Below are 13,882 nucleotides of genomic sequence, written 5' to 3' on the forward strand. Positions count from 1 at the left end.
TATCGAAATTATCGAAGCTCCGGGGGGCGACGGGCTTTCAGTTGCTCTAAGTCCCGCTCTAGGCGCTGGTCAGACTCTAGGGTTTGGAAGGCCTGTTCCAATGGATCGCGACCGGCGGTCTGGGACAACTGGGCACGAGCTTCGAGTTCCATAGTCCAAGACTCCAAACGCTCCAGCGGATTGTTGGGCCGGCTCAGGTAATTCAGAGTGTCGTGCATTCGTTGGGTGGCCATGGCCGATCGGGCGCGGGCCACGTACAAATCGCGTTTGGTGCGAGTTTCCAGCAGCTTGGCTTCCAAATCCCGCAGGGTGTTGCGCAGTTGGGCGATCGTGTCCCGTTGGGTTTCCCACTGTTCCTGAAAGTGGGCGGCTGCGTCTTGCTGACCGTGACACTGACTCAGGGCCGATCGGGCCCCTGGCTCGTCACCAACATTCAGCAACTGTTGGGCCCGTCGATACCAATCCTCAGCGGCGCGGGCGGCGGCCTCCCGTTGGCGCTCCGTGCGCTTTTGGGTGGCGATCGCCTGGGCCACCGCTTGGCGCAACTGCACCAAATCATCCTGCATGTCCATCAGGGCCTGATCCAAGGCCTGTTCAGGATCTTCCGCCTGGGCGATCGCCGCGTTCACATTGGCGCGCACCAGTTTCCCAAGTCGCTGCAATAGTCCCACGCTCGATCTCCTTCTGGCTCTTGCCCCGATCCTATCGCTTCGATCGTTCGGTGGGGCCTTTGGGGGGCGATGCCGTTGCGGTTGGTCAGCAATTGATCAATTACCGCTCAACCGATTAATTACCGCTCAACTGATAATCATTTGCTGGCTGATGCTGACTTGCTTGCTGACTGTTGACTGAACCGGCCGATGACTAGCTGGTTTACGGATTGGCTCAGGGACTGGGCTTCGGGCTGGAACTGGATTGGGAGCGGTTGCCAGCCGCAGATTGATTGCGACTATTGGGCTGGTTACGGTTTGCGGCGTTGCGATTATTGGGTTGGTTGCGATTGGCGCTATTCGCATTCGGGCTAGGTTTGGCCCCTGGGCTAGCGGCTGGTCTGGGGGCAACGGGGCGATAGACCGTGGCGGGAATTCCGGCCGCCTTCAGTTGCTGAATGAGCTGGTTGGCCTGTTGTGCATTGTCCAAGGCCCCAAACTGAATTCGCCGCCCGATCGACAATTCCCGCACATAGGCATCGGCCACCTGTTTGCGCGCGGCAATCAGGCTAGCGGGGCCACTGTAGGGCCCCACCACATACCAACGCCCATCCGTACTCGGATTAGCCACCGCTGGGGCTGCGGGTGAGTTGGTTGGGGGATTGGCTGGGGGATTGGCTGGAGCACGCTGGGCTTGGGGAAACGGCAAGGGGCTGGGGGCCGGTTGCGGGGCCAAGTTAGCCCCAGCGGGCGCGGTGGCCCCGATCGTTCCCGTGGGCATTGGCGGGCGATCGCCCAAAACCGAAAGGCTCTCCAGGCTCAAATCAGCAAATTCATCCCGCGTCAAATCCACCGTGACCCCAGTGGGAGCCGTGGGCAAAGGAGTAGGTTCCGCAGGGGGCAATTCTGCCAAAACCGGCTCTGGCGATCGAGTGGCCGGTTGATTCAGCCCGATCGCCCGGCCCGTTCGTTCCAAAAATCCACCCACCTTTAGCCAACCGTCACTGTCGGGATAGTTGCTGTAGTAAGTCCAAATTGTGCCCGACAGCATCACCAAAATCGTTCCGACCCCAATCCCCGTCCAGGTGGGTTCCTGTCTCCGACGCACCCGCCGCCGATCCCAGCCATTGCCATTGGCAACCGGTTGGGCCCCCTCCAGCAGCATCGCCGCCTGCACCACGGACTTCGCCGCCAAGGGTGCATCCTCGCCCAACTCATCCGCCGCCGTCAGCAATCGAGGCGAAGCCGGGCGGCGGTTTTGCTGAGCCAAAGCCGCTTGCAAATCGCTAGTATCAGGCACAGGGGGCAAGCTCAGGGCCCCAGAAGCCTCCAGCGCCTCCGCAGAAGCCAACAGGGGCGGTTCTCCAGCCCGTTCCGGGGGCTTCAGAAAGAAGCGGCGAACAATGCCTTGGCGAGGGCCCCGCAGGCGGCGATAGCGCGCGAGTTCCGCGTCTAAGTCCAACTCCATGCATTCCAACGCCAAGGACAGGCGACGGTGCAGGGTTGGCTCGGTCTCCGATCGCGCGGGTTGTTGGCGCGCTGGGCGGAATTTCATAGCGGTTTCGAGGCTCCTCGGTGCAGGGTTAATAATCACCCAAATGGTTCAACGTGACCAGGAAAGATGTGACCAGGAAAGATTAAACGGATGCCTCAGAGGGTGTCTGAAAAGCCAAAATGGATACACCGCTTCCCCCAGCGATCAATAGCGATCGATAGCGATCGACACAGACAAGGGGCTTAAGCCCCTTGCCCCGACGACAATTGGGGCTTGACTGGGGCTTCAAGACATTTTTCAAACATCCTCTCAGCGGGCTTGCTTCTCGCCTATTTTAGATTTTGCGAAGCGTTTGTCCAGATTAAACGCTGTTTGCTTAACCCATAAGGCTTTCCCACGGGTTCTGAATCTGAGCTGCTGTGATCTGAGCCGCTGTGATCTGATGTGATCTGAGCTGATGCAGCCTGAGCGAACCCAATCCGCGCAGATTCAACGCAGGTTCAACGCAGGTTGAACCTGATCGAATTTAACCCGATCGAACTGATTCTGAGCCGTGAGTTGTGATTGGGTTCACGGAATTGTTGAGCAGGGCCATGGGCTGGATTCACAAGGCTGACTGGTTCGATCGATCCCGGTGATTTCCCCAATCTCTGCTGATTAACCCCTTTGCTCCCCCGTACCTTCCATGGCCTTTGACCCGATCGATGGACTGCTCAAACGGCTTGACCAACACCCGGCTTGGCAGTCAAACCGATCTTTCCTGCAACTCTGTCAGCAATGGCGAGTCATTGTGGGCGAGGCCTTGGCCGGTCACACCCGCCCCATTTCCGTGCATCAGGGGGTGCTGTGGGTGGCGGTGTCCAATCCGGCTTGGGCCCAAACCCTGATGTTTGAGCGATCGCGCCTGATCGCCAAAATCAACCAATCGATCACGCCTCCTTTCAACCCGCCCCTGACCGACGCGCGATTTTCTACGGCCCGCTGGTTTGAAAATCGGTCTCAGTCGATCGCCCTGGGGCCCGCTGCCACTGCCCGATCACCCCAAAGATCCCAGCACCCTCCCGATCGACCCCGACCCGCCACCGCCACCGAAGCGTTCACCCAGTGGGCCGCTTCCGTGCAAAGTCAACTGAAGCGCTATGATTGCTGTCCCCATTGCGGGCGATCGACCCCGCCAGCGGAATTAGAGCGCTGGGGAGTTTGTAGTTTGTGCATGGTTGAGCGCTGGTCTCAAGACCGTTCACCCGGCTCTGGATCTTGAGATCAGCTTGTATTCAGCTTGCAGTTGGAAGCTCGATGCGCAAGCCAGAAACCCCAAGCCAGAAATCCAAGCCAGAAGCACAGGAACAGAAAAACCACAACTCCACAATCATATGAATGTGGGTGAATACAGATCAAGACCAATTCAATATCAACGCGAAATCAATGCGAATCAATGCAAGCAGTGAAATGCGGGCACTGGTTTCATGGAAGCCTCAAAACCTGGCGCAGGATTTGCTTGCAGGATTTGCTCACCAAAATTCTGGGAGGGTTTCTTGCGAAATTTCCTGGAGAAGGTATCAAAAATAGCTCAACTCGATTGATCCCAATCCCAAACTCATCGCAGATCCAAATGGCTTCCCGATCGAGCAATGAGGCCAACAGTATGTCCAAAAAAAATTGATCTCGAATGTCCTGCCTTCGTCAATTTCAAGAGATGTTGCCAAATATTGCGTTTTGTATGATGACATCTCTTGGGAAACGGTATTCTAGGTAACCATTCACTCCTAGACTTTCATAACCTACCATTACTAAAAACCCAGGTTCCTAGCGCCATCAGAGAAAGCGCATACCCTTTTTAAAGACTTTTTAAAGTAATTGACAAAAACTCTTCAAAATGATTAACGATTGATTTTAAGTGATTTTTCTTTGATCCCCTAACTGATTTTTCAGGAAAATCAATGGTCTTCTGAAGAAACTTTCTGAAAAAGCCAAAGTGGAAGCTGAAGATAATCTAAATTTCTAAAAGTGTTTGGGATCGCTGAATCTCAGAGTAGATCTAGGTCTTAAGGACTTTTACAGCAATTCGTCTCAATTCCATAATGAAGTTAGCAAATTCTCAGCGGCGCTCTGCGTTGGCAGTGCAAAATATGAGTGCTACGCCCTTCCAAGTTTCTGCTTGCCGCCATTGTCGCTACTACACCCCAGAAGGGCGACGTGGTGGATATTGCGGTCAGTTTGATGCAGTGGTTCGTGCGGGCTGGAAGGCTTGTCCGCTCGCAATGCCAGCATTCGCTCCATCTTGGGAATCGTTAGAGCGGTTGGTTCACAGCCCCGCAGAAACGGGCGTGGCAATCGTGGCGACGGTGGAATTTAAAAATGAAGCGGCCCTGGCGGCCACTACGCCGGTTTTGCGATCGAATGCTTCTGCTTCCATTGCCTAGGGGATCAGTCATGCCGTTGGCAATCAAGGGCTGATGGATGCTAGCTTCAGGGTGCATCAAGCCCTCAATTCAGTGCCTAGCCAATCAGGCGATTTTCCGGTAGTAATTCCCTAGGATCTTGCTCCGCTTTCAGGATGAATACTTAAAGATCGCGACCGGGTTTGAAATAGGGACTGAAACAACGATTAAGACCAACTTTGACCCACCATAGGTGACTGATAGATGCGACTGGGTAAACGCCATGTCATCAATCATTCAAAAGCGAAAAATGAACCAGGAGACTAAGATGCTCCTGGTTCATTTTTTTAGATCGGATTTTGTGTCAATTGGGCAAGGGTGAGCCTGATACTCAGAAACCCGAAAAAGGTTCCCTGCTATGGCTTAGGGTCGCCAGGGATAGCGGCGGAAATTGGGCGATCGCTTCTCTAGAAAGGCCTGTTTGCCCTCGCTGCCTTCTTCGGTCATGTAATAGAGCATGGTGGCATTTCCAGCCAATTCCTGTAAGCCCGCTTGCCCGTCGCAATCGGCATTCAAAGCGGCTTTTAGGCAACGAATCGCGATCGGGCTTTTTTCGAGCACTTCTTGGGCCCAGCGCAGGCCTTCTGCTTCCAGTTCCGCCACGGGAACCACGGTGTTAACCAGACCCATCTCCAAGGCCTGTTGCGCGTCGTATTGCCGACACAAAAACCAAATTTCGCGGGCTTTTTTCTGACCCACAATTCGGGCCAGATAGCTGGCTCCAAAGCCGCCGTCAAAGCTGCCCACTTTCGGGCCCGTTTGCCCAAAAATCGCGTTGTCAGCGGCGATCGTCAAGTCACAGAGCAGGTGCAGCACATGGCCGCCCCCGATCGCATAGCCCGCCACTAGGGCGATCGTCACCTTGGGGATCGATCGAATCAGTCGCTGCAAATCCAACACATTCAACCGGGGCACGCCAGCCTCATCCACGTAGCCCGCTTCCCCGCGAATGCTCTGATCCCCACCGGCACAGAAGGCATATTTCCCATCGGTGTGGGGGCCTGCGCCGGTCAGCAAAATCACGCCCACGGCCGCATCTTCGCGGGCATCACAAAAGGCTTCGTACAGCTCAAACACCGTTTTGGGGCGGAAGGCGTTGCGCTTGTGGGGGCGGTTGATGGTGATTTTGGCGATGCCGTCGGCTTTGACGTAGAGGATGTCTTCGTAGGTTTTAACGGTTTGCCACTGAATGGTCATGGTTGGCTGGTTTGTTAATCAAAAATTGGATGCTTGACCAGCATAGGGGTTGGCGCGATCGCCCGGATGCGGGCCGGGCCGAGTCTCTGCCAATGAAGCCTTGCGCTCTGGAAATGGCATCTGTGACGAGGGGCACACCTTGATCCCCGATCGAGCCGTTAGCTTAGAGGGGATCCCATGCAAATGCACGATCGCACGTGATTTTTGATTTTGGGGCAAAACCCTTAAGGTTTCTGCAACAAAACAGCAACGGGGCGATCGGGCGCGTTTAGCCACTCACGACCGCTTCAACAGGAGGTAGTCCCCGTGGAAATCGGTGTTCCCAAGGAAATTAAGGATCTGGAATTTCGGGTGGGTTTGACTCCCCAGGGTGTGCGGGCGTTGGTCGATCGGGGGCATTCGGTACGGGTGGAAACCCAGGCCGGTGCCGGTGCGGGGTTTGGCGACGAGGACTATCGATCGGCTGGGGCGCGGATTGTACCCGAAGCGGATTTGGCTTGGGACTGCGAGTTGGTAGTGAAGGTGAAGGAGCCGCTGCCCGGTGAATATGGCTTCTTGAAAACTACGCCGCTGTTGTTTACCTATTTGCATTTGGCGGCGGAGCGGCGCTTAACCGAAGCCTTGCTGAAATCGGGGATCAGTGCGATCGCCTACGAAACCGTGGAAACCCCCGATCGCCGCCTGCCTCTGTTGGCCCCCATGAGTGCGATCGCCGGTCGGTTGTCCGTGCAGTTTGGGGCCCGCTACCTGGAAAAACAACAGGGCGGGCGCGGAGTCTTGCTGGGCGGTGTGCCGGGGGTTGCGCCGGGCCGCGTCACGATCCTCGGTGGCGGCGTGGTCGGCACCGAAGCCGCCAAGATGGCCGTGGGCTTGGGGGCCAAGGTGCGGATCTTGGATGTGAATGTCGATCGCCTGAACTATCTGGAAACCCTGTTTGGCTCGCGGGTGGAATTGCTTTACAGCAGCAGCGCCGCGATCGAAGCCGTTGTGCCCGAAACGGACTTGCTGATCGGCGCAGTGTTGGTGACTGGGCGGCGGGCCCCGATCTTAGTGGGGCGATCGCTGGTGGAACAGATGCCCACCGGAGCTGTGATTGTTGATGTGGCCGTCGATCAGGGCGGTTGCATCGAAACCCTGCGTCCCACCTCCCACAGCCATCCCACCTACACCGAATGCGGCGTGGTGCATTACGGCGTGCCGAATATGCCGGGTGCTGTGCCTCGCACCTCCACCCAAGCCCTGGAAAACAGCACCTTGCCCTACGTGTTGGCCCTGGCGGATCACGGTCTGGCCGCGCTCGATCGCGACCCAGCATTGGCGAAGGGCCTCAACATCAAAGACGGCCGGATCGAACATCCAGCCGTCCAAGCGGTTTTCCCAGATTTGTAGGAATGAGGAGGGGTCGCTAAAACCATCCACGGTTACGGCGTGATCAAAATCATCCCCATTCGGGTCGATCGAGACCGATCAACCCTGTAGGGGCGTACCGCTGTACGCCCCTACCCGGATTAATCCTCATTACAACGGAATATTCGTAACCGGCTCCGCGTCTTGGAACAACGGCGTGCTCAGGTAGCGCTCCCCAAAGCTGGGCTGAATCGCCACAATCAACTTGCCCGCATTTTCCGGGCGGCGACCCACCTGAATTGCCGCATAAATCGCTGCTCCCGAAGAAATCCCCGAGAGCAAGCCCTCCTCCCGCGCCAACCGACGACCATAGGCGATCGCCTCGTCATCGGTCACCGTAATTACTTCATCAATCAGATCCACCTTCAGCACCTCGGGCACAAACCCCGCGCCAATCCCCTGGATTCGGTGGGGGCCCGGTTGCCCGCCGGACAGCACCGGACTGTTGGCCGGCTCCACCGCGATCGCCTGAAAGTCCGGTTTCCGCTGCTTAATCACTTCCGCCACGCCCGTAATCGTGCCGCCCGTGCCCACACCGGAAATCAAGAAATCAATCTTGCCGTCCGTATCCGTCCAAATTTCCTCAGCGGTGGTGCGGCGGTGAATATCTGGATTTGCCGGGTTGCGGAACTGCTGCAACATATAGGCATTGGGAACCGTGTTGGCAATGTCCTGGGCTCGCCGAATGCAACCGCCCATCCCTTCAATGCCCGGCGTGAGTTCCAACTGTGCCCCGTAGGCTCGCAGCATGGCCCGCCGCTCGGCGCTCATGGTTTCCGGCATGGTCAGGATCAGTTGATAGCCCTTGGCAGCGGCGGCCATGGCCAGGGCAATCCCCGTGTTCCCGGAGGTGGGTTCCACCAAAACGGTCTTACCCGGAATGATCGTGCCGGCCTGTTCGGCGGCTTCGATCATGTTGATGCCGATCCGGTCTTTCACCGAAGCGGAAGGGTTCATGCTTTCCAGCTTGACCAGCACTTCGGCCAGGCAGCCTTCCGCTTGGGGCAGGCGGTTAAGCCGAACTAGGGGAGTGCGGCCAATCAGTTCGGTGATGTTGTTGGCGACGTTCATGGGCATCTGGCTGGAACTCTCTCGTCAGGTCTGAGGGGGTCGATCGCCCCTATGGCACGGGTCGGATCGAACAACGAAGCATTGGGCAGTGAGTAGATCAGTCGAATCATCCGGCCATTCAGCCAGCCATTCAGCAAAAATCAAGCAACCGCAAGCAACCCAAAATATCCCGAGCCTTCTAAGGATTTTTTCAGTGCTCTTGATTGCCCCTGGGCAGCCATGATCCCCAGAGCCTAGATGTAATACATCAGGTCAAGTTGCTTGCGGGCATCTCGACGATCCTTGAGATCCTGGAGGGTGTAGCGTTGCAGCACGTCGTTGGCGGCTTGATCCACTTCAACCCAAATCTCGTAAATAATGGCGCTTTCGAGCGGGCGATCGCGCCCGCCGTCGTCGGCAATGTTGGCATCGGCTCCTTCTAAACATCGCAGCACATCCAGTAGCGAGATCGTCCAGGGCGATCGCGCCAGCAGATAGCCGCCTTTGGCCCCGCGTTGGCTTTTGACCAAACCGCCTCGGCGCAGGGTGGCTAAGAGTTGCTCAAGGTAGCGATCGGGAATGTCCTGATCGGCAGCAATTTGGCGGATTTGCAACGGCTCGTCGTCTTGGTAGCGATCGGCGAGTTGCAACAGGGCCAGAAGGGCATATTCGCTTTTGGATGACAGTTCCACGGGTGGAGAACCTAGGAGCGAGGCTGGATCCCTAAGCGCCTGATCGCCTCATGATCGTTGATCTGAGATCTGAATCATGGATCTGAATCGTTGATCGGCGAGTCGATCGAGATAGCTTCGGGGCGATCCTAGTATACCCCGGTTTTCCGCTGGGTTTTGTAGGGTTTCATCCCGGGAAATAGCTGTGCTCTGAAGCTCCGTGATCTGCTCCGAAAACAGTCTGGTAATTCCGAAAACAGTTCGGTAACACAGTCTGGTGATGCAGTCCGGTAACACAGTCCGGTAACACAGTCCGGTGACCTGGCTACAGGAATGAGGCAAACCTAGCCAGTGATCAGCTTGACCAGCACAAAGGGCGCAACAATCATGGCCTGAAAACGAACATCGCCCGATCGATCCCACTCCGCAAGTTCGGCTTGGGTGGGTTTTGTGATCGCCTGTTCATCAATCCAGCGCTGCACGACGGCGGTGTTGTCGCTGGCCAGGGCCTCGCCCACTTCGGCCAAGTCCAAATCTGGCGTAACCACAATGACGGCATCGCGGCCGATGTGGGGCTTCAGCCAATCCCATTCGGCTAGGTCGATCGATTCCGTGAGGCTCGATCGCAGGTTGCCGCTGGAGGAGTCATCGGCCGGAAAATTGGGGTTGCTGGGTTCGCTATCCATGCGCTTGATGGGGGCAGGTGATTTAGGCGGGCCGCACCCGCATCAGAACTTGATCGAATTCAACGGGTTGGGCATTTTCCACCAAAATTTCCACCACTTCACCGCTGATTTCGGCCTCTAGCTCGTTCATCAGCTTCATGGCTTCGATGATGCAAACCGTTTGCCCCGAAGTGATTCGATCGCCCGGTTGCACAAAGGGCGGCTCGCCGGGGGCCGGGGCCCGGTAAAACGTGCCCACCATCGGGGACTTGATTTCCAGCAGTTTGGGATCGTTGAGGGGCGGTGGCGAGGCGGGCGGCGCTGCTGGCTCCAGGGGGGCGGCCGTGGTCACCGGGGCCGCGACCGGGGCGATCGGGGCCGCTGCCATGGCCACCGGGGCGATCGCCGTGCCTGCTGCTGCCGCCGCCACTGCCTTTCGCACCGTCAGCTCATAGTCACCTTGCTTGAGCGTCACTTCGGCAATATCCGTCTGGTTCAGAACCAGCAGCAGTTCCCGCAATTCGTCAAAGTCCAGCGGCACGGGTCGTCTCGCTCCTAATCGCAGAATGTTAAAGCGTTAAAGGGATTCAAAAAAGAGCCGTCCATGGGGCCTTGGGCCCAGGCTCCGAGTTGAAAAAGAGGCAATCTAGGCAATCTAAAGCAATGCAAACCAAGGCAATGCAAAATGCAGGATTTAGTCAGGATTTAGTTTAGAGAGCTACCTGGTCTGAGGACGATCGCCTGGAGATTCCCAAGGGTTGCCCAGACCAAGGGTAGGGGCTGATTCAGTATCGGTTGTAACACTAATTGCCTAGCCCCTGGCGATCGGTCGTGGCGTTCCAGGGCCCAATCGCCAGGAGCTTCAGAAGGAAATTAATTTTCGCGGCCAAGGTACTTGTCTTCGCGGGTGTCAATCCGCAATTTTTCGCCCACGGAAATGAACAGGGGAACCATGACCGTTGCACCGGTTTCCAGTTTGGCGGGCTTTTGGCCCCCGGTGGCAGTGTCGCCCTTCACGCCGGGATCCGTTTCCACCACTTCCAGAACCACGGTGTTGGGCAAGTCCACTTCAATCACCTTGCCGTTCCAGGTCACCACCTGGGCTTCCATCCCTTCTTTCAGGTATTTGACCCGATCGCCAATTTGGGCGGCGGAAATGTTCATTTCCTCGTAGGTCTTCATGTCCATGAACACATACTGCTCACCGTCCATGTAGGTGTGCTGCATGTCGCTTTTTTCCAGGGTCGCTTGTGGAACCGTTTCCCCTGCGCGGAAGGTGCGCTCAACCACGCTACCGGTCTGCACGTTTTTCAGCTTCGTGCGAACAAACGCTGCGCCTTTGCCGGGTTTGACGTGCAAAAACTCAACAACTCGCCAGACACCATTGTCTAGCTCGATCGTGACACCGGGGCGGAAATCGTTACTGGAAATCATCGGAAGCTGGTTTACAAAGCACCGCAGGCGGGCATAGGACGGGATACACTCTACCGCTTTTTGGGGCCGTTGGGTATTGGGCCTAGGAATCTGGAATCGACCGGGCTATGGCAAGATTGGAAGATTGGCAGTCTCCCGATGCGCCCATGGAAACGGGCGATCGCGCTGGGGCTGTTGCGATGGTTTGAGGGCTTGCGGGCTAGGGTTTAGGGCTTCCTTGCGAGTACCTGGGGGCTGGCTTGCGGGTGGGCTGGCGCAATTGCCGGTGTAGCCAGTGGTCAGCCAGCCGTCAGCCAGCCGTCAAGCAGCCATATTTTTTATTCACTTCGATTGACCTCGATTTATCTTCGATCATGGCTATTCCAAGGCGACTTAAGGCAGGGCAAACCCGCTCCGGGTGGGCGAAGACGATCGAAACCTGGACAGCGGTGGTCGATCGACAACTGCAACGACGGGAGCAAGGGTGGATGGGCGGTTGGGCGATCGCCCTGAGCCTGGTGATGGTGCTGTGGACGATCGGGGCGGCTCCCGCTTGGGCAGCACTGCCGGCCGGGAATGCTATCACTGACGGCAAGGCCCTGCTGCGCTATTCCTTGCCGATCGACAATGTGCCGATTCGCAAGGTGCAGTCGGAGGTGGAATCGATCGCTGGATCCTTGCGGGCTAAGCGTTGGAGTCCCGTGGCCACCAGCTTGAAAACGGCCGATCGGACGGTGACCTACAAGCGCAACCAGATTTTGGCGGCTGTTCGTCCCGATCGCCAGGAAGCCGCAGCCCAAAAGCTTGATCAGATTAGCGAGACGATCGCCAAGGCCCAGGCCGCCGTGGAAACCAAAAATAAGTCCACGGTTTGGGAACTGCGCCGGGAGATTCTGGACGCAGTGGGAGCGATCGAAGCGGATATGGTGCAGGGTTTCCCCTTTGAAGTGCCTGCTCAATATGCCAACCTGCCCCAACTGAAGGGCCGCGCCACGATCGAGATTGAAACCAGCAAAGGCAGCGTCACTGTGGTGGTGGATGGCTACAGCGCCCCCGTCACGGCCGGCAACTTTGTGGACTTGGTGCAGCGAGGGTTCTATGACGGGTTGCCCTTCACCCGTGCCGAAGATTCCTACGTGTTGCAATTTGGCGATCCGGCTGGCCCCGCTGAAGGCTTCATTGATCCCAAAAACAACGAATATCGCGCCATTCCCCTAGAAATTCTGGCCAGCGGCGACAAAGAACCCACCTACGGCATCACGCTCGAAGATGCGGGCCGCTATGGCGATTTGCCCGTGCTGCCCTTCTCGTCCTATGGGGCCCTGGCCATGGCCCGACCAGAACCGGATCCCGATGGCGGTTCGTCTCAGGTGTTTTTCTTCCTGTTTGAACCGGAACTGACCCCCGCCGGGGCCAACCTGCTGGATGGTCGCTATGCGGTATTTGGCTACTCGATTAGCGATGCCAAGGCGGTGTTGGATAAGATTCGCCCCGGTGACCAGGTGGTGAAGGCAACGGTGGTGGATGGGTTGGAAAATCTGGTGCAGCCCAGTTAGGTGCGGCGGGTTCTGAGTGATGCCGTTTGCTCAGAACCTGTCTTGCAGCGAACCCCTCCCCAAGGATTGAGTCCCCGCTTGGCCTGGATGCCAAGGGGGACTTTGCTTTGGGCGTTGGGAACCATTCCGGTTAGCTGGGTTGCTTGGGTTGCCTAGGTTGCGGGGTCATTATGGTTGGGTTGGGTGCGTTTAGAGTCAGTGCGAGAGCTTATGGACGCGGTGGAATCGTTGCGGTTGGCGGATGTGGGGGAAGCGGGGTTACTGGCGCGGTTGTTTGCCTTTTGCGATCGCTCGGTGGTGGGTGATGACGCGGCCCTGTTGGACTGGCCCGAGGGTCGATCGCTCGTGGTCACAACTGATGTGCTGGTGGACGGGGTGCATTTTAGCGATCGCACCACCCCTCCTAGGTCGATCGGGTGGCGAGCGGTGGCGGCTAATTTGTCCGATTTGGCGGCCATGGGGGCAACGCCTCGGGCAATCACCGTGGGGCTGTCTCTGCCGGGGAATTGTGCGATCGACTGGGTGGAGTCTCTCTATGGGGGGATGGCCGATTGCTTAGCCCAATTTGGCGGGGCAATTGTGGGGGGGGATGTGACCCGATCGACTGTGGCCACACTGGCCATCACGGCGATCGGGTCGGTTTTGCCCGATCGATCCCTCCAGCGCCACGCGGCCCAACCGGGAGATGCGATCGTCGTGACGGGTGAACATGGGGCTTCCCGTGCGGGGTTGGCCCTGCTGTTAGCTGATTGGCCCCCAGAGGCTGCGGAACCTTCGGCCGCAGCGAGATCGACCTGGATTCGGGCCCACCAATACCCAACCCCCCGCTTGGACGTAATTGCTCAGTTGGATCAACTGAATCAACTGCGCCCCTGGCTGGCCGATCGCCCCCTGGCTGCCATGGACTCCAGTGATGGGTTGGCCGATGCGGTGGTGCAATTGGCCCAAGCCAGCGGCCTGCGGGCGAAACTGTGGGGCGATCGGCTGCCAATGCCGGCAGGGTTGGTGGCGGCGGTGGGGCTGGCGCGGGCCCGCCATTGGACGCTCTACGGGGGCGAAGATTTTGAATTAGTCCTGTGTTTACCGCCGGATTTGGCTGCTGATTTGGTGCAGTCCTTGGGCGGTTCGGCGGCCATTGTGGGGGAAATGGTGGCTCCAGAGGCGGATCCTGAGGCGTTTTCAGAGGCGTTAACCCAGCAGCCGATCGCCTGGGTGGTGGATTCAGGGGCGATCAAACCGATCGGGCGATCGGCCAGCTTCCAACATTTCGGAACATCGGCCACCACCGGGCCCGCTTAAGGCTGTCCCGCTGGGCCAGGCCCAAGACGACCATGCCC

The 13,882-nt window shown here is 57.6% G+C and carries 13 protein-coding genes; 5 read left to right on the forward strand and 8 right to left on the reverse strand.

Annotation, left to right across the window (positions count from 1 at the left end):
- Positions 1-8: 8 nt before the first annotated feature.
- Together H6F46_RS08695 and H6F46_RS08700 are read right to left on the reverse strand one after the other, a co-directional pair.
- Positions 9-671 (reverse strand): PspA/IM30 family protein, encoded by a 663-nt coding sequence (locus H6F46_RS08695; protein WP_190354376.1) that lies wholly within the window; start codon positions 669-671, stop codon positions 9-11.
- Between the two features lie 214 nt (positions 672-885).
- A complete protein-coding gene (locus H6F46_RS08700; protein ID WP_190354375.1) occupies positions 886-2,205 on the reverse strand; it encodes an SPOR domain-containing protein in 1,320 nt (439 codons plus the stop codon).
- A 625-nt stretch (positions 2,206-2,830) separates the two neighbouring features.
- Here H6F46_RS08700 and H6F46_RS08705 point away from each other — a divergent pair.
- Together H6F46_RS08705 and H6F46_RS08710 are read left to right on the forward strand one after the other, a co-directional pair.
- Positions 2,831-3,406, forward strand: a complete 576-nt coding sequence (locus H6F46_RS08705) for a DciA family protein (RefSeq protein WP_190354373.1) — start codon at positions 2,831-2,833, stop codon at positions 3,404-3,406.
- Positions 3,407-4,274: 868 nt separating this feature from the next.
- Positions 4,275-4,568, forward strand: coding sequence for a hypothetical protein (locus tag H6F46_RS08710; protein WP_143473156.1), 294 nt, complete (start codon positions 4,275-4,277; stop codon positions 4,566-4,568).
- A gap of 381 nt (positions 4,569-4,949) precedes the next feature.
- Here H6F46_RS08710 and menB read toward each other — a convergent pair whose 3' ends face one another.
- A complete protein-coding gene (menB, locus tag H6F46_RS08715; RefSeq protein WP_190354371.1) occupies positions 4,950-5,783 on the reverse strand; it encodes a 1,4-dihydroxy-2-naphthoyl-CoA synthase in 834 nt (277 codons plus the stop codon).
- Positions 5,784-6,089: 306 nt separating this feature from the next.
- Here menB and ald point away from each other — a divergent pair, with 306 nt between their 5' ends.
- Positions 6,090-7,172 carry an alanine dehydrogenase gene (gene ald, locus H6F46_RS08720; RefSeq protein ID WP_190354369.1) on the forward strand — a complete coding sequence of 361 codons (1,083 nt, stop codon included), beginning with the start codon at positions 6,090-6,092 and terminating at the stop codon, positions 7,170-7,172.
- A gap of 129 nt (positions 7,173-7,301) precedes the next feature.
- On the opposite strand, the gene cysK is transcribed toward ald, so the two are convergent.
- From cysK to efp, 5 genes are all read right to left on the reverse strand, one after another.
- The gene (cysK, locus tag H6F46_RS08725; RefSeq protein WP_190354527.1) at positions 7,302-8,261 is read right to left on the reverse strand and encodes a cysteine synthase A; all 960 of its coding nucleotides are present in this window, start codon (positions 8,259-8,261) and stop codon (positions 7,302-7,304) included.
- A gap of 233 nt (positions 8,262-8,494) precedes the next feature.
- Positions 8,495-8,932, reverse strand: coding sequence for an Rrf2 family transcriptional regulator (locus H6F46_RS08730; RefSeq protein ID WP_099534811.1), 438 nt, complete (start codon positions 8,930-8,932; stop codon positions 8,495-8,497).
- Between the two features lie 323 nt (positions 8,933-9,255).
- Positions 9,256-9,597, reverse strand: a complete 342-nt coding sequence (locus H6F46_RS08735) for a DUF2288 domain-containing protein (protein WP_190354367.1) — start codon at positions 9,595-9,597, stop codon at positions 9,256-9,258.
- Between the two features lie 22 nt (positions 9,598-9,619).
- On the reverse strand, positions 9,620-10,117 hold the full coding sequence (accB, locus tag H6F46_RS08740; RefSeq protein WP_099534809.1) for an acetyl-CoA carboxylase biotin carboxyl carrier protein: 498 nt from the start codon (positions 10,115-10,117) through the stop codon (positions 9,620-9,622).
- Positions 10,118-10,449: 332 nt separating this feature from the next.
- Positions 10,450-11,010, reverse strand: a complete 561-nt coding sequence (gene efp, locus H6F46_RS08745; RefSeq protein WP_099534808.1) for an elongation factor P — start codon at positions 11,008-11,010, stop codon at positions 10,450-10,452.
- Between the two features lie 467 nt (positions 11,011-11,477).
- On the opposite strand from efp, the gene H6F46_RS08750 reads away from it, so the two are divergent.
- Positions 11,478-12,545, forward strand: a complete 1,068-nt coding sequence (locus tag H6F46_RS08750) for a peptidylprolyl isomerase (protein WP_190354526.1) — start codon at positions 11,478-11,480, stop codon at positions 12,543-12,545.
- 183 nt (positions 12,546-12,728) lie between these two features.
- Positions 12,729-13,844, forward strand: a complete 1,116-nt coding sequence (gene thiL / locus H6F46_RS08755; RefSeq protein ID WP_347278296.1) for a thiamine-phosphate kinase — start codon at positions 12,729-12,731, stop codon at positions 13,842-13,844.
- Positions 13,845-13,882: the final 38 nt, after the last annotated feature.

This window comes from Limnothrix sp. FACHB-1083, from assembly GCF_014696485.1.
Lineage (GTDB): Bacteria > Cyanobacteriota > Cyanobacteriia > CACIAM-69d > CACIAM-69d > CACIAM-69d.

Excerpts from the sequence above, each read along its gene's own strand:
- H6F46_RS08700 (WP_190354375.1), bottom strand. The coding sequence starts at position 2,205 with ATGAAATTCCGCCCAGCGCGCCAACAACCCGCGCGATCGGAGACCGAG.
- H6F46_RS08705 (WP_190354373.1), top strand. The coding sequence starts at position 2,831 with ATGGCCTTTGACCCGATCGATGGACTGCTCAAACGGCTTGACCAACAC.
- H6F46_RS08710 (WP_143473156.1), top strand. The coding sequence starts at position 4,275 with ATGAGTGCTACGCCCTTCCAAGTTTCTGCTTGCCGCCATTGTCGCTAC.
- menB (WP_190354371.1), bottom strand. The coding sequence starts at position 5,783 with ATGACCATTCAGTGGCAAACCGTTAAAACCTACGAAGACATCCTCTAC.
- cysK (WP_190354527.1), bottom strand. The coding sequence starts at position 8,261 with ATGAACGTCGCCAACAACATCACCGAACTGATTGGCCGCACTCCCCTA.
- H6F46_RS08735 (WP_190354367.1), bottom strand. The coding sequence starts at position 9,597 with ATGGATAGCGAACCCAGCAACCCCAATTTTCCGGCCGATGACTCCTCC.
- efp (WP_099534808.1), bottom strand. The coding sequence starts at position 11,010 with ATGATTTCCAGTAACGATTTCCGCCCCGGTGTCACGATCGAGCTAGAC.
- H6F46_RS08750 (WP_190354526.1), top strand. The coding sequence starts at position 11,478 with ATGGGCGGTTGGGCGATCGCCCTGAGCCTGGTGATGGTGCTGTGGACG.